The organism is Acidovorax sp. BoFeN1 (assembly GCF_003345135.1).
Lineage (GTDB): Bacteria > Pseudomonadota > Gammaproteobacteria > Burkholderiales > Burkholderiaceae_C > Acidovorax > Acidovorax defluvii.
Window position 1 is genome coordinate 1 of record NZ_QOZT01000117.1, and the last position, 9,108, is coordinate 9,108.

5 protein-coding genes and 2 pseudogenes are annotated in these 9,108 nt (G+C 66.4%); 2 read left to right on the forward strand and 5 right to left on the reverse strand.

Annotation, left to right across the window (positions count from 1 at the left end; genetic code table 11):
- Together DTW89_RS17710 and DTW89_RS17715 are read right to left on the reverse strand one after the other, a co-directional pair.
- Positions 1-624: pseudogene (locus DTW89_RS17710) on the reverse strand (DUF2628 domain-containing protein); the annotation flags it as partial.
- A 353-nt stretch (positions 625-977) separates the two neighbouring features.
- The gene (locus DTW89_RS17715; protein ID WP_114656885.1) at positions 978-1,949 is read right to left on the reverse strand and encodes a YcjF family protein; all 972 of its coding nucleotides are present in this window, start codon (positions 1,947-1,949) and stop codon (positions 978-980) included.
- Between the two features lie 281 nt (positions 1,950-2,230).
- Between DTW89_RS17715 and DTW89_RS17720 the strand changes: the two genes are divergently transcribed.
- The gene (locus tag DTW89_RS17720; protein ID WP_114656886.1) at positions 2,231-2,887 is read left to right on the forward strand and encodes a DsbA family oxidoreductase; all 657 of its coding nucleotides are present in this window, start codon (positions 2,231-2,233) and stop codon (positions 2,885-2,887) included.
- A 218-nt stretch (positions 2,888-3,105) separates the two neighbouring features.
- On the opposite strand, the gene DTW89_RS17725 is transcribed toward DTW89_RS17720, so the two are convergent.
- The 3 genes from DTW89_RS17725 to DTW89_RS17735 all read right to left on the reverse strand — a co-directional run bounded on the left by DTW89_RS17725 (position 3,106) and on the right by DTW89_RS17735 (position 8,481).
- Positions 3,106-3,615 (reverse strand): CreA family protein, encoded by a 510-nt coding sequence (locus DTW89_RS17725; protein ID WP_406513507.1) that lies wholly within the window; start codon positions 3,613-3,615, stop codon positions 3,106-3,108.
- A complete protein-coding gene (gene cphA, locus DTW89_RS17730) occupies positions 3,612-6,191 on the reverse strand; it encodes a cyanophycin synthetase (protein ID WP_114656887.1) in 2,580 nt (859 codons plus the stop codon). Before cphA ends, DTW89_RS17725 begins: the two co-directional genes overlap by 4 nt.
- A 79-nt stretch (positions 6,192-6,270) precedes the next feature.
- Positions 6,271-8,481 carry a cyanophycin synthetase gene (locus tag DTW89_RS17735; protein WP_114656888.1) on the reverse strand — a complete coding sequence of 737 codons (2,211 nt, stop codon included), beginning with the start codon at positions 8,479-8,481 and terminating at the stop codon, positions 6,271-6,273.
- A gap of 191 nt (positions 8,482-8,672) precedes the next feature.
- Here DTW89_RS17735 and DTW89_RS17740 point away from each other — a divergent pair.
- Positions 8,673-9,108 (forward strand): annotated as a pseudogene (locus tag DTW89_RS17740) (ABC transporter); the annotation flags it as partial.

Here is a 9,108-nt window from a genome sequence, read left to right on the forward strand (position 1 = left end):
GAGAGGCACGGGGCGAATCGGGGCAACGGGCGTGGCAGAGTCTGCCCCCGCCGTGCCGGTGGAAGGCATGGCCAGATAGGCACCGGCAGCGGCCAGCGCCAAGGCCAGATTGCCAGCCACCAGCCAGGCGAGCCGTTTCCAGGAGCTGGCTTGCCGCGCCAGCAGTGCGCAGGCTTCGTTGAGGGTGTGCGTGGCGGTAAGGGCCCGCGCTATTTTTTTGTGGGTATCGGCATGCAGCAGGGCATTGCCGTAAAGACCAGGCACGGCACAACTGAGCAGTACAAACGCCGCCGCCACGCCCCATTCCACTGCCTCCGGCCACTCCAGCAGCGGGCGCCCCACCCCGAACACCAGCAGTGCCACGCCCTCGGCGGCCGCCACATACACCAGCGCCGCGCCCCACAGCTGGCGAAACACCATCCAGTTCAGGGTGCACAGGCTGGCGGCCCAGTTCCAGCTGGTGGTGGTGCGGCCCGCCTCATCGAAGCGCGCAAAAATCGGCAGATAGCGGGATAGATGCACGGGGCCCAGCGCCGCGCTGTAAAGGGCCGTCAAGGCGCTGTCGGACCGGGGTTTCGACGGCAGCTGTGCGGTAATTTCTGCAGATTCCGTGGTGGCGTGCATGGCTGATTCTGGCATGTGCCGATCCGCAGGCCACGGGGTTTGACCGTGGTGTTGCAACGGCGCAGCTGCCCTTGCCCGCAGTTGCAGAGGCGGCCGCCGGGCCCTGCGGGAGGCGCCGGGTTGGAAGTGCAGGTGCGTGGGCCGTGGAATATATGCCAAAACGGCCGCTAGCCCTTTTAGGTAAAGCGCTGGCAGCTATTAAAATTGATGGTGCCGATGGGGTGCAGCACGCACCGTTCGCACTGGGTGAAACCGTTTCACGAGTGCAACGCGAACGGCTCCAGCCTTATGGCGCCGGCCCCGCCACCCGCCACCCAGCATCATGCGGGGCGAGGCTCGGCCCTGTGGGTTGCTTATGCCCCCCGCACCATCGCCAGGATCTGCCCTGCGTCCAGCGTAGCGGCCTTCTGCTGGATTTGCGGCAGGTATTGCGTCTGGAGTTGCTTGGCGGGGCCGAGCAGGTTCTGGAAGGTTTCGCGCAGCATGGCCGTGCTCATCACCCGGCCGCCCGCGTAGTAGCGCCGGGCTACCTGCCCCAGCGCGTAGGTGGTGGCAAACGAAAACGCCATGCCGGTGGCGGCACCGCCCATGCGGCCCAGGGTTTTGCCCGCTGCCTTGCCCAAGAGGCCACCGAGCAACTTGCGGCCAAACTGCTCCAGGTATTGCGAGGTCAGGCCCACCCCGGCGGCGGCGATGAATTCCTTGATGTGGCCCTGGTCCAGCTCTACGCCGTAGGCCTTGCCAATGCTATACACCATCTTCACCTGCAGCGGAATGATGGCCATCGACGCCCACGACTGCGGCAGCAACTCCAGTGCGCCGTTGAGCAGGGCGTAGTTGAGGATGGATTTGTCCAGGTCCGCATCCGATGTGCCCGTGGCGGGGGCAGCGGGCGCGGTACCCGGTGCTGCTACTGCAGGCAGGGTGGGCGGGATGGCTTTTTCTGCCACATCCACCAGCGCATCGGCTTCCTGGTCAAACGCCGCAGTCTGCTGGGCATCGAGTTGCAGCGCCGTTTTGAGCGTGGCCAGAAAGTCGCGCTCGGCCGCCGTCTGGCGGCCGTCCACATCGCACACGCACACCGCCATTTCGTAGGCCAGCTGGCGCTGCATGGGGTCACCCAAGGCGCTGGCCGCCGCCTGCACACTGGTGCGCTGCAGCAGCACGTCCTGGTAGATGCGCGGCAGGTCGGCCATGCCCGCGTCGCCAGCCAGCGACTGGGCCAGGCGGCGGATTTCCTCGCGCTCGGTGTCGTCCTTGCTGCCGTCGGCAAATGCGGCCAAAAGGGCAATGGTAAGAATGGATTTTTGCTGGTCCAGGTTCATGGTGGCAGGTCTCGTGCGGCGTTAAAAATGGTGAGGGGCGGATAGCAAGCGCCTTGGCGCAGCACCAACGCGGTGCTGTGCAAGTGCCGTTCATACAGATGCAGTCTAGGCAAGCTTGTTTCAACGCCACAGTTTGTGTGGAATTGTGGGCGGGTGCCAGGCAATGGCGTGGCACAACCAGGCGCTGCAAATACCTCGCCTGTAGCCGCAGTGCCCCGCTGGCGGCGCAGGCATTGCCGAGTCACTACCATGCAGCTTTTGCCCGCCGGAGCCACTTTGCCATGACTGCCACGCCCACTGCCATCAAGATTGATTTCGTCTCTGACGTGTCCTGCCCCTGGTGCATCATCGGCCTCAAGGCGCTGGAGCAGGCGGCAGACAGGCTCAAGGATGAAGTCGCGGTCGACCTGCACTTTCAGCCTTTCGAGCTGAACCCGCAGATGGCACCGGAAGGCCAGGACATTGGCGAGCACCTGCACGAAAAGTACGGCGCCTCGCCCGAGCAGAGCCAGAAGAACCGCGAATCCATTGCCGCGCGCGGTGCCGAGCTGGGATTCACCTTCGGCATGGACAAGCGCAGCCGCATCTACAACACCTTTGATGCGCACCGCTTGCTGCACTGGGCGCAAGAGCACGGCCTGCAGCGAGCGCTCAAACATGCGCTGTTCACGGCGTATTTCACCGATGGGCAGGACCCCAGCAGCCACGAAGTGCTGGTGCGGGTGGCGGGCGAGGTGGGGCTGAACCCCGATGCCGCCCGCGAGCTGCTGGCCTCAGACCGCTATGCCACCGAGGTGCGCGAGCGCGAGCAGTTCTATCAGCAGCAGGGCATTCACTCGGTGCCCGCGATCATCATCAACGACCGCCACCTGATCTCGGGCGGGCAGCCGGTGGAGGTGTTCGTACAGGCGCTGCGCCAGATTGCGGCGCAGGGTTGATGAGGTTGATTTGCTATTAAGTTAATAGCTGTTAGCGCTTTAAGGGTAAGGGCTAGAGGCTGATTTCATTAAAAAACCAGCCGGGTGCCCCATGTGAACCAGTGCGTGATCCATCCTCAAAGGCTGGGTTTGTTACCGCCTGCATGCAAGGGGCAGGCCCTTCGACTAGCCCAGGATGAAAGGCGTTGAAGGGCTGCTCCGGCATAGCGCCCGCCGGTTCACTTGCGCAGCGGAATCGGCGTGGCGCGGTCCACCGGTACGGCGGTTACGCTGTTCTGGGGCGAACCGTCGATCAGCTTTTCCGAATAGGTGAGGTAGACCAGCGTGTTGCGCGCCGGGTCCACCATGCGCACGATGCGCAGGCGCTTGAACAGGATCGACATGCGCTCGCTGAACACTTCTTCCTGCTTCTTGAGCGGCTCAGGGATGCTGATGGCACCTACCTGGCGGCAGGCGATCGATGCCTCTGCGCGGTCTTCGGCCAGGCCGAGCGTGCCCTTGACGCCCCCGATGCGCGCGCGCGAGACATAGCAGGTCACGCCCTGCACGCCGGGGTCGTCGTAGGCTTCCACGATGATGTCGTGGTCGCGTCCGATCCACTGAAAGGCCGTGTCCACAGTGCCGATTTTTTCACCGGAAGCGGCCAGCGCAGCGCCTGACAGCAGGGTGGAGGCCAGCAGGCCCCCGGCCACAGCCGCCCGACCTGCCCATCGGCGCGCGGCCATCATGCGGCCACTCCCGCTTCGGCGCAGCGCCGGGCCAGGTGCGCCAGGGCTTCTTCCACCTGGTCCACCAGCACCAGGCACAGGTCGCCCGGCTGCAGGCGATCCAGGGCAGTGTCGATGGCAATGAACTCGCCCCGGATTTCCTCGACATGCCTGGTGCGGGCTGCGCCGGCAAGGCCTTCACGCAGCAGCGCCATCACTTCGCCATCGCCGCGGCCGCGCTGGGCGGCGTCCTGGTACAGGATCACGTCGTCAAAGGCCGCGCCGAGGATCACGGTCTGCTCGCGGATGTCTTCGTCACGCCGGTCGCCGGCACCGCTGATGACCACGCTGCGGCGCTGGCCGGGCAGGGCATCGACGGCGGCGACCAGGGCGCGCATGGCGTCGGGGTTGTGGCCGTAGTCGGCAATCACCGTGGCGCCCTTGAAGTCCATGAGGTTGAAGCGGCCCGGGGCGTTGTCGCTGTCATTCACAAAGCCCGAAAGACCGCGGCGAATGGTCTGCCAGGGCAGGCCAGCGCCCCAGGCGGCCGCCACGCTGGCCATGACGTTTTCGACCTGAAAACCGATCTTGCCGTTGCGCGTGATGGGTACGTCGCGCAGGTGGATGGTTTCGCGCCACGAGCCTTCTGCGGCCACCACGGAGTCGCCGTCCACATACACGGTGCGGTGGCCCTGGGCGCGGTGCGTGGCCATCACGGGGTGGTGGCGGTCGCTGGCAAAAAAGATGATCTTGCCTGGGCAAGACGAGGCCATGGCCGCCACGATGGGGTCGGTGGCGTTGAGCACGGCATAACCGGTGGCGGCCACGTTCTGCACGATCACGCGCTTCAATACCGCCAGGTCTTCCACCGTGGTGATGTAGTTCAGCCCCAGGTGGTCGCCCGCGCCGATGTTGGTGACCACGGCCACCTGGCAGCGGTCAAAACCCAGGCCTTCGCGCAAGATGCCGCCACGGGCCGTTTCGAACACCGCCGCGTCTACCTCGGGGTGCAGCAGCACGTTGCGGGCGCTCTTGGGGCCACTGCAGTCGCCGCTGTCGATCTGGCGGCCGTTCACATACACGCCATCGGTGTTGGTCATGCCCACGCGCATGCCCTGGGCCGTGAACAGGTGGGCGATCAGGCGTGCGGTAGTGGTCTTGCCGTTGGTGCCGGTGACGGCCACCACCGGAATGCGGCCGTTGTCGCCATGGGCGAACAGGCGGTCCACCATGGCCTGGCCCACGTTGCGGGGCTTGCCATAGCTGGGGGCCAGGTGCATGCGCAGGCCGGGGGCGGCATTCACTTCCACAAAGCCGCCGCCTTGTTCTTCCAGCGGGCGCAACACGGTTTCGGCCACCATGTCCACGCCGCAGATGTGCAGGCCCACCATCTGGGCGGCGGCCACGGCGCGGGCGGCCACTTCGGGGTGCACGTCATCGGTCACATCGGTGGCGGTGCCGCCGGTGGACAGGTTGGCGTTGTTGCGCAGGATGACGCGCTGGCCCTTGGAGGGCACCGAATCGGGCGTCAAATCCTGCATGGCCAGGCGGGCCACGGCAATGTCATCGAGGCGTATCTTGGTGAGCGAAGTGGCGTGGCCTTCGCCACGGCGCGGGTCGAGGTTGACCTGGTCCACCAGCTCGCGCACGGTGTGCTGGCCGTCGCCCAGCACCTGGGGCGGCTCACGCCGGGCGGCGGCCACCAGCTGGTCGCCCACCACCAGCAGGCGGAAATCGTGGCCGGGCAAAAAGCGCTCGACCATCACGGTGCCGTAGTCGGCCGCGTTCTTGTAGGCTTCTTCGAGCTGGGCGCGGTCGGTGATGTTGACCGTGACGCCCTTGCCCTGGTTGCCGTCTTGCGGCTTCACCACCACGGGCAAGCCGACCTTGAGGGCGACTTCCCAGGCCTCTTCCACGGTATCCACGGGCTGGCCCAGCGGCACCGGCACGCCGGCCGCGTGCAGCAGGCGCTTGGTGAGGTCTTTGTCCTGGCCAATGGATTCGGCGACGGCGCTGGTCGAATCGATTTCGGCGGCCTGGATGCGGCGCTGCCTGGAACCCCAGCCAAACTGCACCAGGCTGCCGCGGGTGAGGCGGCGAAACGGAATGTCGCGCGCCACGGCGGCATCGACGATGGCGCCGGTGCTCGGGCCCAGGCGCTCGTCTTCGTCCAGCTCTCGCAGGTCGGCAATGGCGGCTTCGGCATCGAAGTCGCCCTGGCCCAGCGCGGCGTTGATGAGGCGCTGGGCATCTTCAAAGGCCTGCCGGCCCACCGCTTCCTCGCTGTATTCCACGACCACCTGGTACACGCCGTGATCGATCGTGGCGGTGGTGCGGGCAAAGGTCACCGGGCAGCCGGCCTGAGCCTGCAGGGCCAGCGCTGCCGTTTGCAGCACATGGGCGAGCGAGACATCGCCGCTGCCGCCTTCGGGGTGCAACATGCCGATGGCCGGAAACAGGGCCCGCAGCCGGGCCTCAAAGCCGGGCATCTGGGCGATGGCGCGTTCGGATTCGGCACATGCCACCACGGCCTCGATGGCCATGTGGCGGCTCCAGAGGTTGGGGCCGCGCAGGGCCCGGGTGCGAGATACATCCATGAAAGTGTCTTTCTGTGGTCCATCAGGGCTGGCAGGCCCCGGTCAGTTCGAGGGCGATGGAATCAACAACGGGTTGGCATCAGGTGGGCAGGGTGCTCACGGACGGCAGTTCGGGCTCGAAAGTCTTGATCCCGGCGCCGATGAGGTCGGGGGCAATGTCCAGCGCCCAGGCGGCGCCAACTGCGGCCAGCAGGGCATCGGTGTCGGGCACGATGGCGTTGCGCCCGAAAGTCAGCTCGGACAGCGTGCCCAGCACATGCTCCGCGCTGCCCGTGGCCAGTACCACGCGGTTGTTGCGCACCACCACGGCCCGGCCATGGTCGCGGGCGCGGTGTTCCACGATGGCGGGCAGGCTGGCGTCTTGTGCGTACAGCACCACGTCGCCATCGCACAGCGGGGCGAGATCGGCCACTTGTGGGTCGGCAGCGTTGAGCACGGCGGCGCCGCCGTCCAGCACCACATCCACCTGCGTGCGCAGCACCTTGGTCATCTGCTCACGGGTCTGGATGTCGAATTCGGCCAGGTTTTCTGCGCCGTCCATGTCGGTGACCACGCCCACCTGGCAGCGGTCGTAGGCCAGCCCGTCGCGCAGGATGGTGCGGGCGTCGTTTTCAATCACGGCCGCTTGCACCATGCGGTTCATGAGCATGCGGTGGGCCGCCTCCCAGTGGGCGCTGTCTGCGGATTCCACGCAGCGGCGGTCCAGAAAAAGGCCATCTCGGCAGGCCAGACCGGTGTGACGCCCGCCCAGGTGCAGCAGCCAGGCCACCAGGCGTGCAATGGTGGCGGTGCCCCGGGTGCCGGCCACGCCCACCACCGGGATGCGGCCGACGGTGTCATCGTCTTGGTGTTCTTCTGCGGGGAACAGGTGCTCGACGATGGCCTGGCCCACGGGCCGGGGCGCGCCCTCCGCGGGCTTGAGGTGCATGAGCAGGCCGGGGCCGGCGTTGACTTCCACAATGGCGCCGCCTTGTTCGTGCAGCGGGCGGGAGATGTCCTGCGCCACCATGTCGATACCGGCGATGTCCAGCCCCACCACCTTGGCGGCCAGCGCGGCGATGTAGGCTACCTCGGGATGCACGTCGTCGGTGCAATCCACGGCCACGTTGCCGTTGCGCTGCACCACGATCTGGCGGCCCGCGACGGGCACGGAGTCTGCGCCCAGGTCCTGGCGCTTGAGTTCGAGCTGCACTTTGGTGTCGGTTGCCAGGTCGATGATTTCGAGCGGGTATTCTTCTTCGTAGCCCCGGCGTGGGTCGGAGTTGAGCTGGGTGTCGATCAGTTCCTTGACGGTGGACCGGCCATTGCCGGTGATGGACACTACTTCACCCCGCGCCGCTGCCACCAGCTTGCCGCCCACCACCAGCAGGCGGTGTTCATCACCCAGGATGAAGCGCTCCACCATCACGTCACTGCCTTCGGGGTAGGCGACGTGGTAGGCCGCCTCAATGTCTTCCTTCTTTCGCAGGTCCAGTGTCACGCCACGGCCATGGTTGCCGTCCGAGGGCTTCACCACGACGGGCAGGCCGATGTCCTCGGCGGCTTCCCAGGCCTCTTCAGGGCTGTTGACCACCTGGCCGTCAGGGATGGGCACACCGCAGGATTTGAGCAGGCTCTTGGTGAGGTCCTTGTCGGAGGCGATGCCCTCGGCAATGGCGCTGGTGAATTCGCTCTCGGCCGTCCAGATGCGGCGCTGGCGGGCCCCGTAACCCAGCTGCACCAGGTTGCCGTCGTTCAGGCGGATATGCGGGATGCCGCGGTCGGTGGCCGCCGTGACGATGCACGCGGTGCTGGGGCCCAGGTAGCGGTCGTCCACCTCGGTGCGCACCTTGGCCACGGCCGACGGCACATCAAAAGGTTCATCGTTGATGGCGGCCATCAGCAGGCGGTGGCCTTGTGCCAGTGCCATGCGTGCCACCTGCTCGTCGCGGGCACGGAACACCATGCGGTAAACGCCGCGCACCGACGTGCTGCGCGTCTGGCCAAATCCCGTGGGCATGCCCGACAGGTTGAGCAGCTCGATGACGACATGCTCCAGCACATGGCCACACCAGGTGCCTTCTTGCAGCCGCTGCAGGAAACCGCCGCGCTCGCCTACGCCGCAGTGGTGCTCTTCCAGCGCCGGCAACCAGGTGGTGAGGCGGTCGTTCAGCCCGGGAATGGTGTGGGAGGGATGGTCTTCCAGAACACCAAGGTCGAGCCAGACCTCGAGTGCCGGCCGGTAGGTCCAGATGTTGGGGCCGCGCAGGTAATTGATGCGGAGCAGTTGGATATCGTCGATTTTTGCCATGTTGCGGAGCGGTTCAGGGGCACCGGGCGGGCCGGACAGGGAGTGCAATTGTGCGCCCGGTTGTGCGTGAGTTTTGCTATTGAAGGGGTGGAGGGGAGAGCCGTTTGCTCCGGCGCTTCGGGTTTCGGTCAAAATTCCGGCTTCTGCACCGCGTGCGGCTTTGTGTCGCCGGCGGCAGAGAACCCAAACGTATGCAACATCACCATTCTGTGGACGCCTCCGGTGTCTTTTCTGGCCCCCAAGGGGCCGATTTGCGGGCCATGCTCGCTCCCCAAGAGAACGTGCTGGCCGCGTTACAGGTTGACCTGAGCGCCGAACTGCGCTTTGCCACCGGGTGGGTGGTGCTGACCCCGGAGCGCATTCTGGCCTGTGATCCGGGCGCTGCCACCTGGCGCGCCTGGCCATTGTCTGGCGGGCTGGCGCTGCGGTTGCAAGACCATGGCGGGGTGGGAACGCTGGAGCTGCAGGCCCCCGATGCCCGGCTGGCCTTCTGGCGGTTCACCCTGGGCAATCATCCCCAGGCCCTGCGCCTGGTGCAGCGCTTCGAGCAGGCGGTGGCCCGCAGCCTGGTGGCTGGTGCGGCGCCGCAAGAGGCCGACGAGCCCGCCTGCCCCCTGTGCCATACCC

Excerpts from the sequence above, each read along its gene's own strand:
- DTW89_RS17735 (WP_114656888.1), bottom strand. The coding sequence starts at position 8,481 with ATGGCAAAAATCGACGATATCCAACTGCTCCGCATCAATTACCTGCGC.
- DTW89_RS17715 (WP_114656885.1), bottom strand. The coding sequence starts at position 1,949 with ATGAACCTGGACCAGCAAAAATCCATTCTTACCATTGCCCTTTTGGCC.
- DTW89_RS17725 (WP_406513507.1), bottom strand. The coding sequence starts at position 3,615 with ATGATGGCCGCGCGCCGATGGGCAGGTCGGGCGGCTGTGGCCGGGGGC.
- DTW89_RS17720 (WP_114656886.1), top strand. The coding sequence starts at position 2,231 with ATGACTGCCACGCCCACTGCCATCAAGATTGATTTCGTCTCTGACGTG.
- cphA (WP_114656887.1), bottom strand. The coding sequence starts at position 6,191 with ATGGATGTATCTCGCACCCGGGCCCTGCGCGGCCCCAACCTCTGGAGC.